Raw genomic sequence first — 23,430 nt, 5'->3', positions numbered from 1 at the left:
GATGTAACAATATTATGACTTGCATCACAAAAATGCAACTATATGTGATTAACATCACATAAAAAAGAGCATTTTTTTAACTATCGGGCAAAAGCTCGAATCTAGTCATGCATTATCTTAGCGGGGGGCTTTCCCTTTAACAAAATCCGCGACGGTTAAGATTAAATTTCAATATTTATCAATTAGATGCGTAATATATTAACGATTGATAATAAAATATGTTGATCGGCTGCCGAAAGAGGATTAGTATTTAGTTATCGACCGTTAAGAAATTAACGGCACAAACAACAATTTTACTAACCTTATTTGGGAACACCTATCATGAAAAACGTTAAAACCGCTATCGCCGCTTTAATCCTGGGCTCCGTGTCTTTTGGTACTTTTGCCGCCCAGCTGGTGGATTCCGCACCGGCTAATCAGCAAAAAGTGGGCGTGATTAATGCCACCGGCGGGGCCAGCCTGTCATCTTTGGAAAACGAGTTAGCCGCCAAGGCCGCGCAGTCCGGCGCCAAGTCGTTCCAGATTACCTCTACTTCAGGCCAGAATAACCTGCACGGTACCGCGGTAATTTATCAGTAATCGCCTGCCGGCGGAGGAGCGGGGTAACCCGGGCTCCCACGCCAGGGTATGAAAGATAAGACGCCGGCGTTGGGGGCAAACCTCCGCCGGCGTTTTTTATGGCTTAAAACAGCGGGACGGCTTTGTCGTTGTCATCCACCGCGACAAAATTAAACCTCCCATGCACCACTTCTTCCCGTCCTTCTTCGTACATGTTTTCCAGGAAAATCGAGACATCCACGGCGATGCTGGTGGTGCCGACGCGGCCGACTGTACCCACCAATTCAATAATGGTTCCCGAGGGAATGGGACGGGTGAAGCTGATTTTTTCCGTAGACACCGTTACCAGGCGTTTACGGCAAAAACGGGTGGCGGTGATAAAGGAAACTTCGTCCATCCAGGCCAGGGCGGTGCCCCCAAAGAGCGTGGAGTGGTGATTGATGGTGGTGGGAAACACCACTTTGGCGACCGTAGTGACGGAGCGGGCTATTTTTTGCTGTATTTCCGCATTTAACACATCTTGCATAGCAATGCCTTTACATCTTTTTAACAAAAAACGTGAGGAGATTATGCCTCATCCGTCGCGGACAGCACAGCGGGCCGACTATAAATTTATCCGGGATGGCGTAAAATCCCGTATTTCAGGGGGTATGGTCGGCTTTGCCAACGCGCCGGAAGTCATGGCGGGAGGCGCGGGGTATCCGCCCGCCGATAAAAGCTTCCGCCGCCTGGCGGGAGAAGGGGATCACGGGACGACGGGCTTGATATCCTTCAGGACGAACATCCCGATAAACGCCCCGGCCGGCGCGACGCCGCTTAAATAATACTGTTTATTACGCCGCCGTCCGCGCGCAGGGCGGCGCCGGTGGTGGCGGAAGCCTGCGGCGAGCAGGTATAGATCACCAGGTTGGCGATCTCTTCGGGGGTGGCCAAGCGCTGGAGAATCGAGGTGGAACGCTGTTGGCGCACAAAATTCGCCCCGGCTTGTTCAATGCTGATGCCGGCCTCGGCCGCGGAATCCTTTAGCATCTCCCTGACGCCGTCGGAAAGCGTCGGACCCGGTAATACGGAATTCACCGTCACCCGGCTGCCGGCGGCAAGTCTGGCCAGCCCGCCCGCCACGGCCAACTGCGCGGTTTTGGTCATGCCGTAGTGAATCATGTCCGGCGGAATATTCAGCGCCGACTCGGAAGAGATAAAAACGATACGTCCCCAGTCGCGATCGAGCATGCCTTGCAAATAAAAGCGTGACAGGCGAATACCGGACATGACGTTGGTTTGGAAATAATGTTCCCATTCGTCATCGGCAATCTCAAAAAAGGGTTTCTGGCCGTAGATACCGGCGTTATTCACCAAAATATCCGCGCTAGCCACCGCGCCGGCGATCCGGGCGACGCCCGCCGCATCGGACAAATCCGCCGCCACGCCCCGCGCGCTGGCCTGCGGCAACGCCCGTTTTATCTGGCCCAGGGCTTTGTCCACCGTATCCTGGCTGCGGCCGTTGATTACCACCGACGCGCCGGCGCGCGCCAGTCCCATAGCGATGGCCAAGCCAATACCGCCGGTGGATGCGGTAACGATGGCGGTTTTACCAGTGAGATCGATATGCATGGCATTCTCCTAAAAACAAGATGATAAAGGGAGCCCCTGCCGGGACATCGTGTATCACAGCTTAGCCTGGCCGGTAACGCGCGTCGAATTCATGCGTTTAGCTGGCGTTTTTCAGCATTCTATTGCTATTTTTATTCGTTGGCGCCCGAAACGGCCTGATGAATACTGGGGGGATAAAACCGCCCGGGAAAACGTTATGCCTTCGTCCGAAAAAAGTACCGCCTCATATTTGCATGACGGGCAGCGCGTCCGCATCAGGCAATGGTCTCAATCCCCGTATTGGCGGCTGGAACTACCCACCTGGGGGCTGATAGCGATCGTGTATGCCGGCTGGTTCGGCACCGTTAGCCAATGGAACGTATTGGGGCCGTGGATCGGCACGCCGCTGCTGATTTGGCTTACCACGTGGTATATGTCCTTGCAGCATGAATTAATTCACGGCCATCCCACCCGATGGCCGCGGGTGAACCAGCTGTTCGGCCTGCTGCCGCTGGCGGTATGGTATCCTTATGGCCTCTATCGCGATTCCCACCTGCGCCATCACCGGAACGAGCATTTAACCGATCCGCGGGAAGATCCCGAAGGGTATTATTTCAGCGCGGACCAGTGGAGGGGGTTTTCGCCATGGCTGCGCAGGGTAATTCAATTTCGCAATACCCTGGTCGGCCGCGTGCTGATGGGACCGGCGCTGGATATCTATGCCGCGCTGCGTGGGGGGGCTGCGGCGATGCTTAGCGGCGATGGCCGCGCCGGCGCCATGTGGGTGGTCCATGCCGCGCTGCTGACCGTTTTGCTGGGATGGATGTCCGGCACCGCGCTGGGAGTCGGTTATTTCCTGCTGGCCGTGAGTTATCCGGCGCTTGGCCTGACCAAAATCCGTTCGTTTATGGAACATCGGGCCGCCGACGATCCCCAGGCCCGATCCGTGATTAATGAAGCGGCCTGGCCGTGGCGCTTGTTGTTTTTGAATCTGAATTATCATTTGGTCCATCACGATTTGCCCGCCGTACCGTGGTATGGTTTACGTCAAGTTTATCTGGCCGATCGCACGGCTTACCAACAGCGCACCCGGGGTTTTGTGGTACAGGGCTATGCCGAATGGCTGGGGGCGTTCGCTTTTACTCCGGCCGAGATTGAAATCCATCCCCTGTCGCTGGCCGAAAAAGGGCTAATTAAGGAATCTGGACCTGTTCATGACGATCTCACTGCCAATGTACGGTATCAATCGCCATAAGGTGGACAATCTTTGGGGGCGTTTACGGGAACAACTGCGTCGCCGCGGGCTGGAAAACCTGCCCGGGGTGCTATGCTGGCCTGACCCGCTGCTGCCCCACTGGCGGGACCCGCGGCTATTGCTCAGCCAAACCTGCGGTTATCCGCTGGTTACGGCACTGCCCGATGTGCAGGTGGTGGGCCGTTTCCATTATGATGCGCCGGGCTGCGGCGGCGGCAATTATCGCAGCCTGCTGATAGTGCGCGCCAGCGACCCGCGCGCGACCCTGGCCGACTTCAGGCAGGGCATAACCGCCTGCAATAGCCCTGATTCCCATTCCGGATACAACGTCCTGCGCTTTATGGTGGCCCCGCTGTCCGGCCATGGGCGCTTTTTCAAGCAAGTATTGTTCACCGGCGCCCATGTCCAGTCGCTGGACGCGGTGCGCGGCGGACTGGCGGATATTACGGCGGTGGATTGCGTCACTTTTGCCCTGCTGCGACGCGCCCGGCCGCTGGCGGTCAAGGGACTGCGCGTGCTGGCGGAGTCCCCCGCGGCGCCCGGTCTGCCGCTGATTACCGCCGCCGCGACCCCGCCCGATGTGGTGGCTTTGCTGCGCGCCGCGCTGGCCGGGCTGGTCGCCGCGCCTGATGGCCGCCGGGAGTGCGCGGCGGTGCTGATCAAGGGATTTAGCGCGGCCACCCGCGAGGACTACCGGGCGATCCTGCATATGCGGCGGGAGGCGGAACGGCTTGGCGTGACGGCGCTTTAAACGCTGCCGTCCAGGCGAACTCCCTGGCAAGGGAATAACGGCGCACGCAATAGTGATGGAAAGCAATAGCGGTAGAGTAATCAAGGGAAACGCGGGAAAGCCGGTTGGAAAAAGTAATACGGGGAGGGGGAGGATGCCCCGAACGCGAAGTTCGAGGCGTAAAGTCTAGCTCATTGCTACATGAAACCGACGCAAGTATGAACCTAAATAGTGAACCCGTAAACAAGAAAACCGACAGTTTTGCCACCCCACTGACGGTATGCTCACCATTTGCGCATAAATGCGCGGGGCATCACCCATAATCGCGGGGCCGGAGCCGGCCCGGGGGTAAAAAAAGCCCGCACAGAGGGGCGGGCAAGGACTTCACAGCAAAACAAAAGGGCTCATTTTATGAATGAGATTGGATTGCGCCAACCTGCGCATCGCATTCGATCTAATCATAGCCAATGGAAATCAATAGTTGTACAACCGCGCCTGCGATAGATCTTCCTGTAATAACTAAATAATAAGGTTAACCCCGGCCGGGCGATTGCGCCTGATTATCCACGGGCGGGCCCCGGCGCGAAACTGCCTGAACGTCCAGTCCGGAGCCGGGAGCGGCGGGGTTAGCCGCATATCCCCGGCAACCAAAGCATTTCCCTGTCTATACTCTTAACGGTACCCACCTATCCGGTTCCGGCAAAACGCCCCGGGCCGCTGCGCAAAAAAAGATAAGGAGCAAGGTGCGACTGTTAGCCTGGCTGTTGATTACAGTGCTTGTTGTGGTGGTCCTGGCCCCGCGGATACGGCCCCTGCTGCCGCCCGGCTACGACCCTTTGGCGCCGCTGGCGGTCACCGATCCACCCACCTTTATTACCCGTTTCAAGCTTAAGGGACTGGCCGCCGACAATACGGCGTGCCTGGCCGCGCTGGAACGGGCCAGCGCGGCCGGCCATATCTCCTTTATTGCGCTCAAGGATACCACCGGCGCCTGTCCGCTCCTTTCCCCGGTGCGGGTGCAACGCTTCGGGCCGGTGGCGCTGAGCTCCAGTTTTCTCGCCAGCTGCCCGCTGGCGCTGAGCAGCGCCATGTTCGTCGCCCAGGCGGCCTCGCCCCTGGCCGGGGAAATGCTGGGCTCGCCTTTAGCTCGGATTGATCATCTTGGCAGCTATGCCTGTCGTAACATCTATCACCGCGCCGAGGGCCGGCTGAGCGAACACGCCAGCGCCGACGCGCTGGATGTCGCCGGTTTTGTACTGAAAAACGGTCGGCGCATCCCGGTCCAACAGCAATGGCGGCGCCAGGATGAGGCCGGCGGCTATTTACATGAGGCCTTCGGTCGGAGCTGCGCTTTTTTCGGCAACTCGCTGGGTCCTGAATATAACGCCGCCCACGCCAACCATTTTCATTTCGGGATGCGCGGTTTCGGCGTGTGCCGGTGAACCCGCCGCCGCGGGGTGATTCAGCGGCCGCCGGCCGCGGCGAATAAAGCGCCGCGGGAGATTGTAGACGTTGTGCAAAAGGAGCATTCTGGCAGAGCGCGCCGGCATCAATAGATTCATCTTTGCCGGATAGCCTGGGATTGCATTAATAATACTTTTATTACATAGGCCCCGCCGCCATAGGCCGTCGGGGAGTGTTTCACAGCAGGTTTTGTCCTGTAGGGCATTTAAGGTAATTGTATGGTCCGTAAAACTCCCATAGAGCGATATCGCAACATCGGCATCAGTGCGCATATAGATGCCGGAAAGACCACCACCACTGAACGTATTCTGTTTTATACCGGTGTCAGCCATAAAATCGGCGAAGTGCACGATGGTGCCGCCACGATGGACTGGATGGAACAGGAACAGGAGCGTGGGATTACCATTACCTCAGCCGCTACGACAACCTTCTGGAAAGGGATGGCCGGCAATTATCCGGAACATCATATTAATATCATCGACACCCCCGGCCATGTGGATTTTACCATTGAAGTGGAGCGGTCGATGCGGGTGCTCGACGGCGCCGTCATGGTTTATGACTCGGTGGGCGGCGTGCAGCCGCAGTCGGAAACGGTGTGGCGGCAGGCGAATAAATATAAAGTCCCGCGCATCGCGTTCGTCAATAAGATGGATCGCACCGGCGCGGATTTTTTCCGGGTGCAAACGCAAATCGCCAAGCGCCTGAAGGGCGTGGCGGTGCCTATCCAGATTCCGGTGGGCGCGGAAGAGGGATTCCGGGGCGTGGTCGATCTGATCAAGATGAAAATTATTCTCTGGGACGATGCCACCCAGGGCGTCAAGTTCACCTATGAAGACATCCCCGCGGAACTATTGGCCCTGGCGCAGGAGTGGCGCGGCCATATGATCGAAGCGGCGGCCGAGGCCAGCGAAGAACTGCTGAATAAATATCTCAACGGCGAAACCCTGAGCGAAGACGAGATCAAAGGCGCGATCCGCAAGCGTACCATCGCCAATGAAATCGTGCCGATGCTATGCGGCAGCGCCTTTAAAAATAAAGGCGTGCAGGCGTTGCTGGATGCGGTGGTGGACTATCTGCCGTCCCCCATCGACGTGCCGGCGATCGTCGGACACGACGAAGACGATAAAGAAGCTGAGCGGCATCCCAGCGATAAAGAACCGTTTTCAGCCCTGGCCTTTAAGATTATGACCGACCCGTTCGTCGGCCAGCTGATCTTTTTCCGCGTCTATTCCGGGGTGATTTCCACCGGCGATTCCGTTTATAACCCGGTCAAGGGCAAGAAAGAGCGCCTGGGCCGGATATTGCAAATGCACGCCAATGAACGTAAAGACATCAAAGAAGTGCATGCCGGCGATATCGCGGCGACGGTGGGCATGAAAGAAGTCACCACCGGCGATACCCTGTGCGATCCCGAACATCCGATTATCCTGGAACGCATGGTATTCCCCGATCCGGTTATTTCGCAGGCCATCGAACCCAAGACCAAGGTCGACCAGGAAAAAATGGGTATCGCCCTCAACCGCTTAATGCAGGAAGATCCGTCATTCCGGGTTAACACCGACGACGATTCCGGCCAGACCATTATTTCCGGCATGGGCGAACTGCATTTGGAAATTCTGATGGAGCGGATGCGGCGCGAGTTCGGCGTAGCGGTATCGGTGGGTAAACCACAGGTGGCGTACCGTGAAACCATTAAAAAGACCGTGGAAGAAGTGGAAGGCAAGTTTGTTAAGCAAACGGGCGGCCGCGGGCAGTATGGTCACGTGGTGCTGAAGCTGGAACCGCAGCCGGCGGGCAAGGGTTACGAGTTTGTCGATGCCATCAAGGGCGGCGTGGTGCCGCGCGAGTATATTTCATCCATCGATAAGGGCATCCAGGATACGCTGACCGCCGGTGTGCTGGGTGGTTATCCGGTGGTGGACGTGAAGGCGACGCTGTTCTTTGGTTCCTACCATGAGGTGGATTCCAATGAAAATGCGTTCCGCATGGCGGCATCGATGGCGTTTAAGGAAGGGATGCGCCAGGCGAATCCTATTCTGATGGAGCCGATGATGGCGGTGGAAGTGGAAACGCCGGAAGATTTCATGGGCAACGTGATGGGCGATTTGTCCTCGCGGCGCGGCATGGTGCAGGGAATGGAAGATATCCTCGGCAGCAAGCTGATTCGCGCCGAAGTGCCGCTGGCGGAAATGTTTGGTTATTCCACCACGCTGCGTTCGATGTCGCAGGGGCGCGCCACCTATACCATGGAATTTAAGCACTATGCGGAAGCGCCGAAAGCGGTTGCCGAACAGGTGATTAAAAACCGCGGCAAATAAGCCGTTCGTTACGCCATAGTTCGACCCCTCAAGCCCTGGCCATCCGGCCGGGGCTTGTTTATGCTACGAGCGGGCCGGCAACGCCGTTATTGCCGCGCGCACCATCTTGATGAGGTAGCCGGCCAGGGCCTGCAAGGGGATAATTCACCGGAGCAACAGCTTTTCCTGTTTTCTGAAATCCGACGGGGAAACCCCGGTAGCCTTGCGAAAGTCGCGTGAAAAATGCAGGGGATCGTTATAGCCCACCTGCTGGGCAATGGTGGCGATGTTTTCACCGGTGTCCACCAGCAGTCTTTTGCTCTGGGACAAGCGATAATTTTTCAGCCATTTCATGGGCGATTGATGAAACGTCATGTTAAAAAGCGTGAACAGCTGGGATTTACTGACCTGACAGTACCGCATAAAACGGGGAATATCCCATTCGTCGTTGTAATGGCTTTGGATATGAAAAATCAGCTTATGCAGGCTGCGATGAATATTATTTGGCTTGGTTTTTATTTCATCATTGCGGCTTTCGATCATCATAAAAATCAGCTTCGCCAATAGAATGTCGCATTGGATATCGGCAATCAGCGTGCTTTCTTGCATCTGCGCAAACAGCGCCGCAAAAATCTCCGCGAGGTCGCGATCTTTTTTCACCTGAAAAACCGGTTTGTCGGTAATATTGAGAAAATTCATTACATTATTTAATTTATCGCCGTCCACTCTTATCCACTGAATTTCCCAAGGGTTATCACGATCCGGATAATGCTCATGCGGTAGACGAACGGGCAGCCAGACCAGTTCGCCCGCATTGACCTTAAACTTATTGGCTTGAATACCGATCCAGCCGCTGCCCCGCAGGCAGAAAATGAATTCATGGCCGGCAACCGAATCCCGTTTAATGAAAAAATCGGGAGAGGTAATAATATGGCCGGCGCGCAGGATGCGGTAGTTTATCAGCGTGGCGAAATCGCTGGATTCGCGGTAATAGCTGGATAGGGTTTTGGCGTTTCTTTTTATTTCCATATTTTCTCCGGATTTGCCCCTCCGTTATACTATTGTTTTATTTTAAATCTTAAGCTCATTTTCCCATTTTATGATTGCCGTCACGATTCACTTGACTGTGAACTTTTATCCATGTTGCATGGAATTTTTGCTATCACGCATCCACTCCTATTCTCCCTAAACTACCCCCAGACACATTATCCAATCACGTCGTCATCACGACGACACCAACCTGCAGGGGAGATGTAAATGATTGATTTCAACGATCCGCGTCAGATTGCCAAAGCCATCCAGTTCACTAATGTCAATTCTGACCTGACTCGTGAGGAACTGTTAAAACACCTGCAACTTTGTATGGAATATCAGTTTGATGCGGCAATGATTGCGCCATGCTGGGTTGCGCTGGCCAAGGATGTGCTCAGGGGGAGCGGCGTACGGGTCGCCACGACGGTTAATTTTCCCCAGGCCAATGATACCACCGCGATGAAAGTGGCCGCCGTGCGGGAACTGGGTAAAGAAGGCGCTGATGAGTTCGATTTCCCGCCGAATCCGGGTTTTTTACTGGGCGGCATGGAGGATGCCTATTTTAACGAGCTGAAGGCAGTGGTGTCGATCGCCCACGATCTGGGCATGAAAGTGAAAGCCATGCTGGAATTCGGTTTTATCACTGATGAGGCCCTGAAGATCAAAGCCACCCGCTATGCCTGTGAGGCCGGTATCGATTGGGTTAAACAGTCCAGCGGCTGGGGCAAGGGAGGATGCGCGGCTACCGTCGAAGATGTACGGTTGCTCAAAGCCAATATCCAGGCGCCTTGCCGCGTCAAGGTTTCCGGTAAGGTGAATACGCTGGAAAAAATGAAAGCGATGTTTGAAGCGGGAGCTGAATTGGTTGGCACCAGCTCGGGCCCCGAACTGGTTAAGCACCAGGCTGGCGATATTTCCGGTTACTAATGCCCACGATCGGTGTCCGCTTGACGACACCGATCGTGGGTTCCCGGCAAACCCGATATGGAGCTGAGAGATGAGTATATTTATTCTGGGCAGTTACGCAAAAGCCCTGGTAATGACTACCGAGCGGATACCCGTGGCGGGCGAAACGCTGATCGGCCAGGACTTCCGCCAGACCTGGGGCGGCAAAGGCTCCGACATGGCGGTGCAGGCGGCTCGTTTGGGCGCGTGCGTCCGCTATGCGGGCGTGGTGGGGGACGATACCTTCGGCAATGAATTTATTCAGTTAATGCGGCAAGAAGGGGTCAATATCGACGCGCTGACCGTCACCGGCGAGCAGCCCACCGGTGCGGGGCTGATCGTAAAAGATCGGCTGGCGCGCAACATTATCGTGGTGGACATGGGGGCCAATAAGCTCTTCACGCCGGAGCTGGTCGATGCGGCGCGCCCTGGCCTGGAGACGTGCCGGGTCGCCCTGGCGCAACTTGAAATTCCCCTTGAGACCGCGCTGTATGGGCTGCGCCTGGCCCATGCGCTGGGCAAGGCGACGATTCTTAATCCCGCCCCGGCCCGGGACCTGCGCGGTTGCGATTTGAGCGCCATAGATTATCTCACCCCCAATGAAACGGAAGCCCGGGTTGCCCTGGGCTTGGCCCCTGACGACCCGCGCAGTAACCGCGAGATCGCCGATCTGCTACTCAACACCGGCTGCCGGCGGGTGGTGATGACGCTGGGCGATGCGGGTTCGGCGGTCTATACCCGCACGGAAACCCTGGAAATCGCCCCCTGCCGGATCGAGGTGGTGGACAGCAATGGCGCCGGCGACAGTTTTAACGCCGCGCTGGCCGTCGCCATTGCCGAAGGGCTCCCGCTCGGGGGCGCGCTGCGGTTTGCGAACGCCACGGCGGCATTATGCTGTACCGCCTGGGAAACCGTACCTTCCTATGCCGTTCGCCGCGACGTTGACGCGTTCCTTAATGCATAAAATAAAGGAGTAGCCATCATGAGAACCAACCGCATCCTCCACCCCCGGCTGGCGGCCGCCCTGGCCACGTTGGGGCATACGGATATCGTACTGGTAACCGATGCCGGTTTTCCTATACCGCCGCAGGCTAACCGCATCGATCTGGGATTGTGGCCCGGCACCGTGGATGTCCGGGATATATTACGCGTACTGCGCCATGAAATATTTATCGAGGATATCCGTTTCGCTCCGGAGGTGAGGGACTGTCATCCGCAGCTCTATCGCGACCTGCAAGACATCTGGACCGGGTCGGGGACCGCTTTCAGCGCCGCCAGCCACGAAGAGTTATGCGAGGTCGTGGCGCCGCGGGCGAAAGTTATTATCCGTTCCGGCTCTTTCGAACCCTGGGCTAATTTTGCGCTGGTGGCCAGTACCGATCCGTTCGCCTGGTTTACCGAGGCTTCCGGGGTTATTCCGCTGCCGGCCTATTCGGTCCGCAGACGCCGGATCACGGATAGCGCCGTACCGGAGCTGAAATAACCATCCGTATCCGCCTGGGTAAACAGACTAAGGGAGGTACCATGGAATCGTTAACATCACGGCTTGAGCGGGCAACATTGGCAGAGTTACCGCAAAAGCGGGATTTTCACATCGGCATTATCGGCGCCGGATTTATTGTGGAACACTGCCATTTAGCCGCCTATAAAAAAGCGGGATTCACCCCGTACGGGATAACGTCGCTCGATATAACAAACAGCCGGCGCCTGGCCGGCGAATTCGGTATAACCAAAGTGTACGATTCCTGGCGGGAAATGGTCAGCGATCCAAATATCGAGATTATAGATATTGCCGTACCGCCCCATATCCAGCTGGAAATTGTCAGGTATATTTGCGCCCAAAGCACCGGGAATAACCACATAAAGGGCATTTTATGCCAGAAGCCGCTGGCCATGTCCCTGAAGGAAGGGCGGGAAATCGTCGCGCTTGGCCAACGGAGCGGCATACCCATAGCGGTGAATTCCAATATGCGCTATGACCAGTCCATGCGCGCGCTGAAATATATTCTGGATAAGAACCTTATCGGCACGCCGGTTATTGCCAGTATTGATATGCGGGCTATTCCCGACTGGCAAAAGTTTTTGCAGGAATACAGAAAACTGGAACTGTATGCCATGGCGATCCATCATATCGATATATTCAGATATCTGTTTGGCGATCCGGAAAAAATTACCGCCGTGTGCAGGACCGATCCGCGTACGCCCTTCGAACATACCGACGGCATCGTCCAGTATACCTTCCAATATCGGAACGGGTTTATGGCCACCAGCCTCGATGACGTATGGGCATGGCCGGGGGAACCCTGCGCCAAACGCAATTATATCAACTGGCGGGTGGAAGGAACCGAAGGGCTGGCCGAGGGCGACTTTGGCTGGCATCGGCGGGCCCCTGAATTTTGCGGTAGCACCTTGCGGCTGGGCGCCCGCCAATATCCGGACGATTGGGTGGTTCCGCAATGGCGCACCCAGTGGTTTCCGGATGCGTTTATCGGCACGATGGCGAGCCTGATGTGCGCCATTGAACAAAATACATCACCGGCCATCAGCGCGGAGGATAATTTATTAACGCTGGCGTGCATCGAGGCCTGCTATGCGTCCATACAGTCAGAAAGAACGGTTTATCTTAACGATATCTTGCTGGAGGAAAAATAAATGATAAATGTGGGCATCTTCACCGGCTATTACCCCTACACTCTGAGCGAAACGATTAAAAAAATAAAAGATGCTGGCATGCAATGCGTACAGCTCGATCTTGAATTCACCGATATCGATCTCGCACGGGGTCATATCACTACAGAGAAAGCCAACCATGTGCGTGACGCATTCAGAAAGGCCAACCTACCCATTGTCGCCATTTCCGCATATACCAACCTGGTACATCCGGACCCGGTAAAGAGAGCGGAAAATATCAACGCGGTAAAAGAAATTCTGGCTCATGCCAGGGATTTCGGCACGCCGTACGTGGTCAGTGAAACCGGCACCTATAACACCGACAGTGACTGGTTATATGATCCCAAAAATAGTACCGAAGAAGCGTATCAAGAGTTTAAACATATTGCCGTCGAATTGGCCGCTTATGCCTATGAGCATGGCGCCGTATTTCTGGTGGAAAACTATGTGAATAATATTATTGGCTCGGTCGAGCAGGTTGCCAGGCTGATCCACGATATCGATCACCCCGGGCTGGGACTGGCTCTCGATCCCACCAATTATTTCGATGAAGCCAATATCCGGCTTATCGACCAGACGTTGCATAACATTTTTAATGTACTGGACGGCAAGGTTAAAATCGCGCACGCCAAAGATTGCAAGGAAGCCGTTTCGGTGGCGGAGAAATTCGGCGGCGGGGCGGCGGAGCACAACAGCTTCAGGGGCGCCGGCGCGGTGGAACTGCCCGCGGCGGGACTGGGCGCATTAAACTATGAGTTGTACCTGCGCCTGTTGGCCAAAAACCATCCTAATATTCCGCTGATTATCGAGCATGTCGATGAGGTGGATATCCCGCGCGCGAAACGCTATGTGGATGATGCGTTATTGTCCGTGGGGGTCTGAGGGGCGCAACCTCGGGATTGAGCGCTGGGCGGTAAGTGTTTCCCCGGTATCGCACCGGGGAAAACCCGCCCGGCCAGCGGCTGGGCGTGAAGCCTACGGCCGGCTGGCGGCCCGATCAGACAAAGCTGTCGTCGTCGCCGAAGTCATCATCGCCGCCGAAGTTGTCATCGTTGCCGAAGGTGTCGTTGTTGGCCAAATCGTTGCCGTTGTCATCAAGAAAGCGGCTGCCGGGCACATCGTTAAAGGTATCGAGGTTGTCGCTGGAGAAATCCTGATTGGTCAGCGGGTCCGCGGCCGCATCCAGCGGCTGCTCGATAACATTCACTATCTCTTCCGGCTGGGTGTTGTGAAACATGCCGGTCAGCATGTTGCCCAGCACCACCCCACCTGCCACGCCGGCGGCGGTTTGCAGCGCGCCGGCTAAAAAGCCGCCGCCGCGGGGCTGCGCCGGCGGTTGGCCATAACCCTGGGCATAGCCGTTATAGCCAGGCGGCGGCGTGGGTTGGCCGCCATATCCGCCCGCCGGCGGCTGTTGCTGCTGGTTATTCCAGGCCGGAGCCGGCTGCGGGCGGCTGGCTTTGGCTCCGCCGCCGAACAGATTGCTGAGAAAACCGCCGCCGCTGGGCGCCGGCGCATTTTTCAGGGCGGTGACCTCGGCTTCCAATTGCTGCACCTGCTGGTGCAGCCGTTTAAGGGCGGCCTCCTGGATCAGGATCGATTGCGCCATATAATAAGGCGCGGCGGGCTGCTGGCGGACAAATTCCTTGATTTGCCGATCCGCGCCGGCGTCGCGCGGCCCGGATTGCTGCTCCGCCTGCTTCAGGCGCTGGAACAGACCCTCGATAACACGTTGCTCTTCTGATTGCATAGCGATGACCTTTTGACCTGTAACGTGCACAGCTGATTACCTTTAAATCTAGCCTGGTTATGGCTATTGAGAAAGGCGCCGTGCGTAAAGGTTTGCAGAAAACTGTTACCATTCAACACCGGGCGTCCCTTGGGTTGATTAAATTTTATTTGATATAACTCAACTTTATTTGTATTGCGCGGCGCTACCCTGACAGCGGAAGTCCTGATGACGACCTTGAAAAGTACGGATTTATCATAACGGTTGGAGGAATATATGATTCAGGTATATGACAGGAATCGCAACACAATCATCCCCGGTCAGCAAGTCATGATCGCCGCGACCGGCGAACTATCCGTGGCGCAGGCCATTCACGCCGGGGGTCTGGCCGCAGACAAGGCTGAGCGCGCGCGGTGCGTCGAGCTGAAAAACAAAGCCGAGCGTTTTGTTCCTTATGAACTGATTCGCCTGGCATAACGTTTGCCGCCGGGAGCCGACGCTCCCGGGATATATGCTATATTTGGCGTCACGCTCCTTTATCCGTATCCGAGAGACAGCGCCAATGGCAGAATTCAACCGCCCTCAACTTGAACTCCCCCAACGGGCCGATAAACTCCTGCTGCACTCCTGCTGCGCACCCTGTTCCGGCGAAGTAATGGAAGCCCTCAGCGCGTCCGGAATCGACTACACCATTTTTTTTTATAATCCCAATATCCATCCCCAGCGGGAATATCTGATCCGTAAAAACGAAAATATCCGGTTTGCCGAACAGCACGGGGTGCCGTTTATCGATGCCGATTACGATACCGACCGCTGGTTCGCGCGGGCCAAAGGCATGGAGCGGGAGCCTGAACGCGGGATACGCTGCACCATGTGTTTTGACATGCGTTTCGAGCGTACCGCGCTTTACGCCCATGAGCATGGGTTTAGCGTGATATCCAGCTCGCTGGGCATATCGCGCTGGAAAAATATGCAGCAAATCAATAATTGCGGCCAGCGCGCGGCGGCGCAGTATCCCGGCATGGCGTACTGGGACTATAACTGGCGCAAGCAGGGCGGGGCGTCGCGCATGATCGATATCAGCAAACGCGAGCAGTTTTACCAGCAGGAGTATTGCGGGTGTATTTATTCTTTGCGCGATAGCAATAAACACCGGCAAGCGCAGGGCCGGGATATTATCCGTATCGGGCTTGCTTTTTACGGCCAGGAGAAAACGCCTGGCGAACCGGGCGACATTGAACCGGTTTGAAAAAATAATACGTTTCTTAGAGTAACGACCGCTGCGTTAATATTAACGCAGTGTTAAATGTGTTAATACACGAATGACGGTTGACATTGACTGTTAATAATTGTCTACTTTGCGTAACCGCATAACGGCAATTTTCCGCACTTTTCCCTGCGCCAAAAACCAATATAGGCCGTTCATACCCGATTGGCGGCATTTCATTCCCGATTAATGGTAACTCATTCCTTATTTGAACTTCCTTATCTGTCTCTCCCCTATAGTAAAGCCAGTTAACCCGCTTTACGGGCATCGATTCCACAAGAATTGTCATGCGAGGCAGATAATGAAAACGCAAAGTTATAATCATACCCGGTGGCTCACGCTGTTTGGCACTATCGTGACTCAATTCGCGTTGGGTTCGGTATATACCTGGAGTCTGTTCAACGGCCCGCTGGCGGATAAATTGCACCAGCCGATCAGCCAGGTGGCGTTTTCCTTTGGCCTGTTGAGCCTGGCGCTGGCGGTGGCATCATCGGTGGCCGGCAAATTCCAGGACCGTTTTGGCGTACGCCGGGTCACTCTTGGCGCCGGCGTCCTGCTGGGCGCGGGCTTTTGCCTGACCGCCTACTCGGGCAGCCTGATCATGCTGTGGGTCTGCGCGGGGCTGCTGGTGGGCTTTGCCGACGGTATCGGCTATCTGATGACCTTATCCAACTGCGTGAAATGGTTCCCGGAACGCAAAGGGGCGATCTCCGCCTGCGCCATCGGGGCCTACGGCCTGGGTAGCCTGGGTTTTAAATATATCAATAGCCAACTGCTGGCGCATTACAGCCTGGAAACCACCTTCAAGTTATGGGGATTGATTGCCATGCTGATGGTGATCGCCGGCGGCATGTTAATGAAAGAGGCGCCGGTGCGCGCCGCGAAGCAGACCCTCGCGTCCCATGATTTCTCCCTGGCGCAATGTGTCAGGAACCCTCAATATTGGCTGCTGGCGACGATGTTTTTAACCGCCTGCATGAGCGGTTTGTATGTTATCGGCGTGGCGAAGGATATCGGCGAAAGCCTGGTGCATTTAACCCCGGCGGTGGCGGCCAATGCCGTGACCATTATTGCGGTGGCGAATCTCGCCGGACGGCTGGTGCTGGGCGTGCTGTCCGACCGGATATCGAGAATCAGGGTCATTTCGCTGGCGCAGATCGTTTCGCTGATCGGTATGACATCGCTGCTGTTCGCGCATCTTAATCCGGTACTGTTTTTTATGTCCATTGCCTGCGTTGCCTTTAGCTTCGGCGGCACCATTACGGTTTATCCTTCCCTGGTGAGCGATTTTTTCGGACTGAATAATCTGACCAAGAACTACGGGGTGATTTATCTCGGGTTTGGTATCGGCAGTATTATCGGTTCCATTGTGGCTTCGCTGTTTGGCGGCTTTATCGTCACCTTTCAATTAATTCTGGTACTGCTGGCGATATCCCTGGTTATCTCGTTAACCCTGCGCCGGCCCGGTGAAAAAGGGCATTTGGCACTGCAATCTGCGCTGAAATAATCGATGAAATAGCCGCATTAGCCCCCCATTACCCATGCCGTCCCCGCGCTTTGCCCGGGGGCGGTGTTTTTTCCCGCCATGGCTTCCATTTCCAGATGAATATCGATTACCGCATAATATCAAGGGATAAACGATAAGCTTTTTTTGAAAGTATTGCCGACCCGATAACGCTCTAATCCTTAAATAACGCTTGTGGTGGTAAAATTACGTCAAATACAGCTTGTGTTAAATAACATTTGCAGCAGACAAAATTTGCGTCAAATGAAAATAGTGCCGCTTTATATTATGTAACGTTAACACCAGTCATTATTTTGCAAGCCATAACTATAAGGGACAGCTATGACAAAACTTAAGCGCGCCTTACATATTAACCTCAGCGCCTGGCGCAAAAATATCATCACACCTTTTTTTTTCCGTCCTTTCAGGTCCGGGGCCAAATTCATCACCCGGGTCAGAACCGCGGATCTCAGGCAATGCAATGAACGGCACGATGTGTCGAATCTGGGCAAAATCATCAAAAAAATCGTGACCTGGTTTCGCGAGCTGTTTAATAACGAATAACCCGCGTTACCCCGGTCGGCGCTTCCTTTGCCGCCCGTATCAGGCCGTCCTTCACACCCCGCGATTAGCTGCTAGGCTTAACCATAGTACTTCAAACTGTATGGTCTTATAACAAGAAGGAGCATATCGTGGCCTATAAAGAAGTGATGTCGTTAGCCGCATTGGCGGAATTAGCACCCAAAAAAGTCAGTGTAAATGACACCGATATCCTGCTCATCAGAAAAGGGGAACAGGTTTTCGCCCTGGAGGCGACCTGCCCTCATTCGGGTGCTCCGCTGGAGAAAGGCGCGCTATGCGAGGGTAAACTCGTCTGCCCCTGGCATAAATCGGTTTTTACCATTGAAGACGGAGCAGAAGGCCAACTGCGCGAGCCGCCCTCCCTGCGATCGTTAAAACGCTTCCCCCTTAAAATAGAGCAGGGGACGATTTGGATTGATCCCAAGGCCATTGATGACGCCACTCCCCTCGACGAGCCGGATAAGCGCGACGCGCTGGTGGTGCTGGGTTCAGGCGCGGGCGGCAGCGCCGCGATCAAGGCTTTGCGCGAAAAAGGTTATACCGGGCGATTGATCGTGATAGAACGCGAAAAACAGGCGCCCTACGATCGCACCACATTATCAAAATTCGTCCCTCAAGGGGATATGGACATCAATGAAGTTCCGTCCCTGCTGGACGACGATTTTTATCAGCAGCAAAAAATCGAGCGTATCACCGGCAATGTGGAAGAGCTCAACGCCGGCAAGCATCAACTGCGGCTTGAAGACGGCAAAGTGGTTACCTACCGGCGGCTCTTGCTGGCAAGCGGCGCAATCCCCCAGCGGCCGGATTTGCCGGGCAAGGCGCTGTTCGGCGTTCAGGTGCTGCGCAGTTGGGAACAGGCCGCTACCCTTGTGGAAAGCGTCGGGAAAAAGCGGCATTTGGTGATTGTCGGCAACAGCTTTATCGGTATGGAAGTGGCCGCGGCGTTTCGTAAGCAAGACATTGATATTACGGTTATCGCCAAAAATGCGCTGCCGTTCCAAAAGCAGTTCGGCGATGAACTGGCGGCCTTTTTCCGCCGCCGCCACGAGCAAAAAGGCGTGAAGTTTATCGAAGGCGAGCCGGCATCTTTTGCCGGGGAGCGCCAGGTGGAGGCGGTGGTACTGAAAGACGGCCGCCGTATCCCGGCGGATCTGGTTCTGCTGGCCACCGGCGTAGCGCCGGCCACCGGCTTTATCCACGATCTGCCGCTTAATAAAGACGGCAGCCTGAGCGTGGATGCCTCCATGTCGGTCGGCCAGGACATTTTTGCTATCGGCGATATCGCCACGTTCCCCCTCAAGGACCAGCCTACCCGGATTGAGCACTGGCGCGTCGCGCAGCAGCATGGCCGTATCGCCGCCGCGGCCATGGCCGGTCTGGACGAAGCTTATGACTCCGTGCCGTTTTTCTGGACCCAGCAATATGGCGTGCGGTACGAATATCTGGGCCATGCGGAAAAATGGGACAAGATCGATCTTATCGGTTCGCCGGACAAAGATGATTTTATCGCGCTCTTCGGCCTGGAGGGCGAGTTGGTGGCGGTGGTGGGCACCGGGCGCATGCGCACCACCGGCACGCTGCTGATTAAAATGAAACCCGCGCTGACGGTAGCCGAGGCGAAACGCATTGTCGACGAAGTGGTCGAGCCGCCGAAAGAGTAAATAGCCCGCCTGCGCCATGATGCTCCCCTTACCGCGCCCTTATCTGAAAGCGCGGTATTTTTTTGTCGCGGTAGGGACAACCCTACAAAAATAGGGTATTTAATGATCCATCCATTAACGCTGCGTTACCACCCGCGCAGAGTCAATGATATGATGCTCGGCCGGATTAAACAGCCGTTATTCGTCAGTCTGCCGCCGGCCCGCAGGGGCGGGGCGGGGATAATGTTTTATTTGTTGCTTCTGGTAAACAAAAGGATATGTAGTTAATGACACAGCCCATTTTTATGGTTGGTGCAAGGGGATGCGGCAAAACTACGGTTGGCCAGGCATTGGCGTTGGCGTTGGGGTACGAATTTACCGATACCGATCACATGCTGCTGCGCTCCACCGGGCAAAGCGTGGCGCAAATTGTGGAGAGTGTCGGCTGGCCTGGCTTTCGGGCGATGGAGACCGACATTCTTAAAGCGGTGACCAGCGGACAGCATGTGATCGCCACCGGCGGCGGCATCGTGCTGGCCGAGCAAAACCGCCAGTTCATGCGCGCCGGCGGTACGGTTATCTACCTGCACGCGCCTGCCGAGGTGCTGGCGCGGCGTCTGGAGGCCTTTCCCGAAGAGGATCAACGCCCCAGCCTGACCGGGCGGCCTATCGCCGACGAAATCGCGGAAATCTTGCTGGCCCGTGAGGCCCTTTACCGGGAAGTCGCGCATTATGTGCTGGATGCCACCGCGGCGCCGCAGGAGGTGGTGGCGTCGATTTTGCAGCAGCTACAGCCGCGCGGGCAGCGCCATCGCTGCGCGCCGTAAGGCGCAACCCGGCGCAGTGGCCTATACTTACCCGACCAAATCATCAAAAAGGAAGTGATTATGGCGAGTAATCCCCCCTATCCCCGCGAAGCGCATATTGTTAAAAAAGAAAAAGGCCTGCCCGGTAAAACCAAGACGGTCTATGAGCTACGGGCAGATCACCCCAAGCCGGATACGCTTATCAGCGAACACGATTCCGAGCAGGAAGCGCTGGATGCCAAGCAGCGCTACCAGGGTGAAGATAAAACCTGATATACATCGGACTATACATGGACGGGACCGCCAGCGGCGGCCCGGCGCGGTCGTGCCCGCCTTGGCGATATGACGGCATGCTTCATGGCTCGCGCCGTGGGGTTTACCGAACGGATGGGCGCCAGGCGGGAGTATTTCTGCCGCCGGACCGGCATTTTTCAGCAATAAGGCGTGACAATTCAATGATTCGCCTTTTACTATGAATGACTGAAAATATTATCTTAAGGAATAGATCCATGCTGAACGTAAATGAGTATTTTGCCGGGAAAGTGAAGTCCATCGGTTTTGATTCTTCCAGCATCGGTCGCGCCAGCGTCGGGGTGATGGAAGCCGGCGAATACACATTCACCACGGCGCAGCCCGAAGAGATGACCGTGCTTAACGGCGCATTGCGGGTGCTATTACCGGGTTCCCATGATTGGCAGGTCTTTATGCCCGGCGAAGTGTTTTTTGTTCCGGCGCAGAGCGAATTTTTCCTGCAGGTAGCGGAAGCCAGCGCCTATTTATGTAAATACCTCAGTAAATAATTCCCGGCGGAGGGCGCACCCCCATGCCCTCCGCCGCCGCCGTCAGCGCTGGGCTTCGCCGCCCAGTGCCGCTACCAGTTGTTCGATTAACCCCGCCAGTTCGGCGGTCATCAGGATAAAATCGGCGTCAAAGCGCTGGGCGAAATCTTCACGATCGATATCGTCATTTTGCTCCCGCAGCGTATCGGCGAATTTCAGCCGCTTCAGCGTCCCGTCGTCCGCCAGAATAAATTGTATCCGCTCCTGCCAATCCAGCGCTAATTTGGTCACCACTTTGCCGGCCTCGATATGCGCGGCAATTTCGTCGCTGGCGAGATCCTGTTTTTTGCAGCGGATAATGCCGCCGTCTTCCAATAATGCCTTGAGCTCGGCCTCGTCCTGCACCACAAAACCGGCCGGCGGCTCGCCGCCGCGTACCCACTGCGTGAGGGTCAGCTCAATAGGGTTTTCCAGCGTTAGCGGGACAACGGGCAGCGAGCCGAGGGATTTGCGTAATAACGCCAGGGCGTCCTCCGCTTTTTTGGCGCTGGCGGCATCGACAATCACCAGTCCCCGGGTCTTATCCAGCCAAATAAACGTCTGGCTGAAACGGCTGAACGCCCGTGGCATCAGGCTGAATAACACTTCTTCTTTCAGCGCGTCTTTTTCCGTCTTACGTAATTTGCGGCTTTGGTCGCTTTCAAGCTTTTCAATTTTGCCTTGCAACTCCTGTTTGACCACCGACGAAGGCAGCATCTTTTCTTCTTTACGCACGCAAATCATAATGTGATCGTTGATGGCATGGGTCAACGCATCGCTTTTGTCCCCCAGGGGCGAAACCCAGCCCGACTTCGCCATATCCTGGCTGCCGCAGGGGGTGAAGGCGGCACCCGCCAACTGTTTTTCCATCTCTTCCGCCGACAGCTCGATATCGCGGTTCAAGCGGTAAATCATAATATTCTTAAACCAAAACATAATGTTACATCCCTGACCGGGCACGCCTGCTAGCGTGCGGGTTGATCATACGCAGCGCGCATGATAGCGCATACCGACGGTAAAATCGGTAAGGATTTTTCCTGTTTTGGTATTAATTTAGTTTAAATATAATTAATTTATTATTTAATTTATATTAAATAACGTTTATCTATATTCTTGAAATAACAAAAACCTAAACTAACTTAATTAAGTAGCCTATTGCTACAGGAGTGGATAATTCGGAGGAAATATATGGAAACGCGCACTATAAATACCAAGCCAAAATTAATTTCCTGGGGCGCTATTATCGGTGGGGTTATTACCGTTTTGGCATTATCTATATTACTTTCAGTATTAGGTACGGGATTAGGTTTTACCATGGTGGCCCCCTATGCCGATCAACCCGCTCAGGGTATGGGCACGGCCATCAGCATCTGGTCGTTTATTTCGGTGCTCATCAGCCTGGCCGTTGGGGGACTGGCGGCCGGCCGCCTGGCCGGGGCCGCGGGAGTCAGCCACGGCTTCCTGGTCTGGGCGACATCGCTGATTATCGCCATTATTATCAGCGGCATGCTGCTCGGCGGCGCCCTGCGGGCAGCGGGCAATATCATTGGTTCCATTGCCTCCGCCACCGGCAGCGCGGCATCCGGCATGGCATCCGCCTTATCGGGGCAGGGGGACGACATAAAACAACTGCTCAATACCTCGCTGGGACAAATGGGACAAGACGTGGGGCTCCCGCCGGACCAAACCCCGCAAAATATCCTGGCCGCCCTGCAAAACAGCCAGGTGGCCGCCCTGCGCCCGGATTACCTCGCCAACGAAATGGCGGCCACCCGGGATGATATACGGCAATCAATCAGCGCGGCCATGAAACAACCCGATGCCCTGGACGACGAATTGGATCGCCTGACCGATAAACTCAAACAACGCACCGACAAAATATCCGCCGGCATCAAACGCGACGACGTACATCTGGCCCTGTCGCGCAATACCAATATGACGCCGGAAGAAGTTAACCAGGCCACCGACACCGTCATCGGCAACAAACGGCAGATGGCGGCACAGGTCAAACAACGCCTGGAAGCCCTGGAGCAAAATATCGACCACGCCAAAGCCGAAATACGGCAAATGAAAGACCAGGCCAAACAAAAAGCGGACGCCGCCGCCAAAACCATCGCCTCCTCGGCGCTATGGTCATTCTTCGCGCTCCTCCTCGGCGCAGTGGTCAGCGCCCTCTGCGGCCTCGCGGGCGTCAGAGCCGCCCACCGCTACCGCTGGGAATAACCGCACGCACCGCCACCACCCGGACCCGGAGCGCCCCATGGCATGGCAGACCCGCCATCACCCGGACCCGCAGCGAGCTTGTTAAAGGGGAAGCATGCCGATGGGGCCGAAGCGGGCATGGTTTTCCTGCCCGCCCGAGCGCCCCACGGCATGACAGACCCGCCATCACCCGAACCCGCAGCGGACCCTGTTAAAGGGGGAGCATGCCGATGGGGCCGAAGCGGGCATGGTTTTCCTGCCCGCCGGAGCGCCCCACGGCATGGCAGACCCGCCATCACCCGGACCCGCAGCGAGCTTGTTAAAGGGGGAGCATGCCG

The 23,430-nt window shown here is 55.7% G+C and carries 25 protein-coding genes; 20 read left to right on the top strand and 5 right to left on the bottom strand.

Translation table 11 applies throughout. The features are described from left to right. Positions 1-321 precede the first annotated feature (321 nt). Entirely contained in the window at positions 322-579 is a 258-nt protein-coding gene (bhsA, locus tag ACL2XP_RS20425; protein WP_413734969.1) for a multiple stress resistance protein BhsA, read from the top strand. Positions 580-682: 103 nt separating this feature from the next. Here the strand turns inward: bhsA and ACL2XP_RS20420 are convergent, their stop codons facing one another. Further along, a complete protein-coding gene (locus tag ACL2XP_RS20420; protein WP_413734967.1) occupies positions 683-1,084 on the bottom strand; it encodes an acyl-CoA thioesterase in 402 nt (133 codons plus the stop codon). Positions 1,085-1,127: 43 nt separating this feature from the next. Between ACL2XP_RS20420 and ACL2XP_RS20415 the strand changes: the two genes are divergently transcribed. Continuing rightward, a complete protein-coding gene (locus ACL2XP_RS20415) occupies positions 1,128-1,382 on the top strand; it encodes a hypothetical protein (RefSeq protein WP_413734965.1) in 255 nt (84 codons plus the stop codon). On the opposite strand, the gene ACL2XP_RS20410 is transcribed toward ACL2XP_RS20415, so the two are convergent. Further along, a complete protein-coding gene (locus tag ACL2XP_RS20410) occupies positions 1,375-2,169 on the bottom strand; it encodes an SDR family NAD(P)-dependent oxidoreductase (protein ID WP_413734963.1) in 795 nt (264 codons plus the stop codon). The genes ACL2XP_RS20415 and ACL2XP_RS20410 overlap by 8 nt on opposite strands. 196 nt (positions 2,170-2,365) lie before the next feature. Between ACL2XP_RS20410 and ACL2XP_RS20405 the strand changes: the two genes are divergently transcribed. The 4 genes from ACL2XP_RS20405 to fusA all read left to right on the top strand — a co-directional run bounded on the left by ACL2XP_RS20405 (position 2,366) and on the right by fusA (position 7,915). After that, positions 2,366-3,403, top strand: coding sequence for a fatty acid desaturase (locus ACL2XP_RS20405; RefSeq protein WP_413734962.1), 1,038 nt, complete (start codon positions 2,366-2,368; stop codon positions 3,401-3,403). Further along, positions 3,363-4,154, top strand: a complete 792-nt coding sequence (locus ACL2XP_RS20400; RefSeq protein ID WP_413734961.1) for a phosphate/phosphite/phosphonate ABC transporter substrate-binding protein — start codon at positions 3,363-3,365, stop codon at positions 4,152-4,154. Before ACL2XP_RS20405 ends, ACL2XP_RS20400 begins: the two co-directional genes overlap by 41 nt. A gap of 722 nt (positions 4,155-4,876) precedes the next feature. Further along, positions 4,877-5,575, top strand: coding sequence for an extensin family protein (locus tag ACL2XP_RS20395; RefSeq protein ID WP_413734960.1), 699 nt, complete (start codon positions 4,877-4,879; stop codon positions 5,573-5,575). A 240-nt stretch (positions 5,576-5,815) separates the two neighbouring features. Continuing rightward, complete coding sequence (fusA, locus tag ACL2XP_RS20390) at positions 5,816-7,915, top strand: elongation factor G (RefSeq protein ID WP_413734959.1); 2,100 nt, start codon at positions 5,816-5,818, stop codon at positions 7,913-7,915. A gap of 144 nt (positions 7,916-8,059) precedes the next feature. On the opposite strand, the gene ACL2XP_RS20385 is transcribed toward fusA, so the two are convergent. Next, the gene (locus ACL2XP_RS20385) at positions 8,060-8,923 is read right to left on the bottom strand and encodes a helix-turn-helix domain-containing protein (RefSeq protein ID WP_413734958.1); all 864 of its coding nucleotides are present in this window, start codon (positions 8,921-8,923) and stop codon (positions 8,060-8,062) included. Positions 8,924-9,151: 228 nt separating this feature from the next. On the opposite strand from ACL2XP_RS20385, the gene deoC reads away from it, so the two are divergent. From deoC to ACL2XP_RS20360, 5 genes are all read left to right on the top strand, one after another. After that, complete coding sequence (gene deoC / locus ACL2XP_RS20380; RefSeq protein ID WP_413734957.1) at positions 9,152-9,853, top strand: deoxyribose-phosphate aldolase; 702 nt, start codon at positions 9,152-9,154, stop codon at positions 9,851-9,853. A gap of 70 nt (positions 9,854-9,923) precedes the next feature. After that, positions 9,924-10,835 (top strand): ribokinase, encoded by a 912-nt coding sequence (locus tag ACL2XP_RS20375; protein WP_413734955.1) that lies wholly within the window; start codon positions 9,924-9,926, stop codon positions 10,833-10,835. Positions 10,836-10,853: 18 nt separating this feature from the next. After that, positions 10,854-11,354 carry an RbsD/FucU domain-containing protein gene (locus ACL2XP_RS20370; protein WP_413734953.1) on the top strand — a complete coding sequence of 167 codons (501 nt, stop codon included), beginning with the start codon at positions 10,854-10,856 and terminating at the stop codon, positions 11,352-11,354. A gap of 41 nt (positions 11,355-11,395) precedes the next feature. Next, entirely contained in the window at positions 11,396-12,523 is a 1,128-nt protein-coding gene (locus ACL2XP_RS20365) for a Gfo/Idh/MocA family protein (protein ID WP_413734951.1), read from the top strand. Beyond that, entirely contained in the window at positions 12,524-13,423 is a 900-nt protein-coding gene (locus ACL2XP_RS20360) for a sugar phosphate isomerase/epimerase family protein (protein WP_413734950.1), read from the top strand. Between the two features lie 115 nt (positions 13,424-13,538). Here the strand turns inward: ACL2XP_RS20360 and ACL2XP_RS20355 are convergent, their stop codons facing one another. Further along, positions 13,539-14,291, bottom strand: a complete 753-nt coding sequence (locus ACL2XP_RS20355) for a DUF2076 domain-containing protein (RefSeq protein ID WP_413734949.1) — start codon at positions 14,289-14,291, stop codon at positions 13,539-13,541. 255 nt (positions 14,292-14,546) lie between these two features. Here ACL2XP_RS20355 and ydfZ point away from each other — a divergent pair, with 255 nt between their 5' ends. From ydfZ to ppnP, 8 genes are all read left to right on the top strand, one after another. Then, positions 14,547-14,747, top strand: a complete 201-nt coding sequence (ydfZ, locus tag ACL2XP_RS20350) for a putative selenium delivery protein YdfZ (protein WP_413734948.1) — start codon at positions 14,547-14,549, stop codon at positions 14,745-14,747. Positions 14,748-14,832: 85 nt separating this feature from the next. Further along, positions 14,833-15,519, top strand: coding sequence for an epoxyqueuosine reductase QueH (locus ACL2XP_RS20345; RefSeq protein WP_413734947.1), 687 nt, complete (start codon positions 14,833-14,835; stop codon positions 15,517-15,519). Positions 15,520-15,838: 319 nt separating this feature from the next. Continuing rightward, positions 15,839-17,044 (top strand): OFA family MFS transporter, encoded by a 1,206-nt coding sequence (locus ACL2XP_RS20340; RefSeq protein WP_413734946.1) that lies wholly within the window; start codon positions 15,839-15,841, stop codon positions 17,042-17,044. A gap of 339 nt (positions 17,045-17,383) precedes the next feature. Beyond that, complete coding sequence (locus tag ACL2XP_RS20335; protein ID WP_413734944.1) at positions 17,384-17,605, top strand: hypothetical protein; 222 nt, start codon at positions 17,384-17,386, stop codon at positions 17,603-17,605. A gap of 128 nt (positions 17,606-17,733) precedes the next feature. Continuing rightward, complete coding sequence (locus tag ACL2XP_RS20330; protein WP_413734943.1) at positions 17,734-19,287, top strand: FAD-dependent oxidoreductase; 1,554 nt, start codon at positions 17,734-17,736, stop codon at positions 19,285-19,287. Positions 19,288-19,553: 266 nt separating this feature from the next. Next, positions 19,554-20,093 (top strand): shikimate kinase AroL, encoded by a 540-nt coding sequence (gene aroL / locus ACL2XP_RS20325; protein WP_413734942.1) that lies wholly within the window; start codon positions 19,554-19,556, stop codon positions 20,091-20,093. Between the two features lie 60 nt (positions 20,094-20,153). After that, positions 20,154-20,345, top strand: coding sequence for a hypothetical protein (locus tag ACL2XP_RS20320; protein WP_413734941.1), 192 nt, complete (start codon positions 20,154-20,156; stop codon positions 20,343-20,345). A gap of 236 nt (positions 20,346-20,581) precedes the next feature. After that, positions 20,582-20,872, top strand: coding sequence for a pyrimidine/purine nucleoside phosphorylase (ppnP, locus tag ACL2XP_RS20315; protein WP_413734940.1), 291 nt, complete (start codon positions 20,582-20,584; stop codon positions 20,870-20,872). Positions 20,873-20,914: 42 nt separating this feature from the next. Here ppnP and rdgC read toward each other — a convergent pair whose 3' ends face one another. Further along, positions 20,915-21,826 carry a recombination-associated protein RdgC gene (rdgC, locus tag ACL2XP_RS20310; protein ID WP_413734938.1) on the bottom strand — a complete coding sequence of 304 codons (912 nt, stop codon included), beginning with the start codon at positions 21,824-21,826 and terminating at the stop codon, positions 20,915-20,917. A 252-nt stretch (positions 21,827-22,078) separates the two neighbouring features. Here rdgC and ACL2XP_RS20305 point away from each other — a divergent pair, with 252 nt between their 5' ends. Then, positions 22,079-23,113: a CAP-Gly protein gene (locus ACL2XP_RS20305; protein ID WP_413734937.1), complete on the top strand. Its 1,035-nt coding sequence runs from the start codon at positions 22,079-22,081 to the stop codon at positions 23,111-23,113. Positions 23,114-23,430: the final 317 nt, after the last annotated feature.

It is taken from the genome of Sodalis sp. RH21, from assembly GCF_047324175.1.
Lineage (GTDB): Bacteria > Pseudomonadota > Gammaproteobacteria > Enterobacterales > Enterobacteriaceae > Acerihabitans.
This window is presented reverse-complemented; position numbering and strand designations above follow the sequence as displayed.

Bases quoted from the DNA above. Each gene is read 5' to 3' on its own strand.
- ACL2XP_RS20345 (WP_413734947.1), top strand. From the start codon at position 14,833: ATGGCAGAATTCAACCGCCCTCAACTTGAACTCCCCCAACGGGCCGAT.
- ACL2XP_RS20370 (WP_413734953.1), top strand. From the start codon at position 10,854: ATGAGAACCAACCGCATCCTCCACCCCCGGCTGGCGGCCGCCCTGGCC.
- bhsA (WP_413734969.1), top strand. From the start codon at position 322: ATGAAAAACGTTAAAACCGCTATCGCCGCTTTAATCCTGGGCTCCGTG.
- ACL2XP_RS20420 (WP_413734967.1), bottom strand. From the start codon at position 1,084: ATGCAAGATGTGTTAAATGCGGAAATACAGCAAAAAATAGCCCGCTCC.
- ACL2XP_RS20340 (WP_413734946.1), top strand. From the start codon at position 15,839: ATGAAAACGCAAAGTTATAATCATACCCGGTGGCTCACGCTGTTTGGC.
- ACL2XP_RS20360 (WP_413734950.1), top strand. From the start codon at position 12,524: ATGATAAATGTGGGCATCTTCACCGGCTATTACCCCTACACTCTGAGC.
- ACL2XP_RS20335 (WP_413734944.1), top strand. From the start codon at position 17,384: ATGACAAAACTTAAGCGCGCCTTACATATTAACCTCAGCGCCTGGCGC.
- ACL2XP_RS20410 (WP_413734963.1), bottom strand. From the start codon at position 2,169: ATGCATATCGATCTCACTGGTAAAACCGCCATCGTTACCGCATCCACC.
- deoC (WP_413734957.1), top strand. From the start codon at position 9,152: ATGATTGATTTCAACGATCCGCGTCAGATTGCCAAAGCCATCCAGTTC.
- aroL (WP_413734942.1), top strand. From the start codon at position 19,554: ATGACACAGCCCATTTTTATGGTTGGTGCAAGGGGATGCGGCAAAACT.
- ACL2XP_RS20375 (WP_413734955.1), top strand. From the start codon at position 9,924: ATGAGTATATTTATTCTGGGCAGTTACGCAAAAGCCCTGGTAATGACT.
- rdgC (WP_413734938.1), bottom strand. From the start codon at position 21,826: ATGTTTTGGTTTAAGAATATTATGATTTACCGCTTGAACCGCGATATC.
- ACL2XP_RS20385 (WP_413734958.1), bottom strand. From the start codon at position 8,923: ATGGAAATAAAAAGAAACGCCAAAACCCTATCCAGCTATTACCGCGAA.
- ppnP (WP_413734940.1), top strand. From the start codon at position 20,582: ATGCTGAACGTAAATGAGTATTTTGCCGGGAAAGTGAAGTCCATCGGT.
- fusA (WP_413734959.1), top strand. From the start codon at position 5,816: ATGGTCCGTAAAACTCCCATAGAGCGATATCGCAACATCGGCATCAGT.
- ACL2XP_RS20305 (WP_413734937.1), top strand. From the start codon at position 22,079: ATGGAAACGCGCACTATAAATACCAAGCCAAAATTAATTTCCTGGGGC.
- ACL2XP_RS20355 (WP_413734949.1), bottom strand. From the start codon at position 14,291: ATGCAATCAGAAGAGCAACGTGTTATCGAGGGTCTGTTCCAGCGCCTG.
- ydfZ (WP_413734948.1), top strand. From the start codon at position 14,547: ATGATTCAGGTATATGACAGGAATCGCAACACAATCATCCCCGGTCAG.
- ACL2XP_RS20405 (WP_413734962.1), top strand. From the start codon at position 2,366: ATGCCTTCGTCCGAAAAAAGTACCGCCTCATATTTGCATGACGGGCAG.
- ACL2XP_RS20320 (WP_413734941.1), top strand. From the start codon at position 20,154: ATGGCGAGTAATCCCCCCTATCCCCGCGAAGCGCATATTGTTAAAAAA.
- ACL2XP_RS20365 (WP_413734951.1), top strand. From the start codon at position 11,396: ATGGAATCGTTAACATCACGGCTTGAGCGGGCAACATTGGCAGAGTTA.
- ACL2XP_RS20400 (WP_413734961.1), top strand. From the start codon at position 3,363: ATGACGATCTCACTGCCAATGTACGGTATCAATCGCCATAAGGTGGAC.
- ACL2XP_RS20415 (WP_413734965.1), top strand. From the start codon at position 1,128: ATGCCTCATCCGTCGCGGACAGCACAGCGGGCCGACTATAAATTTATC.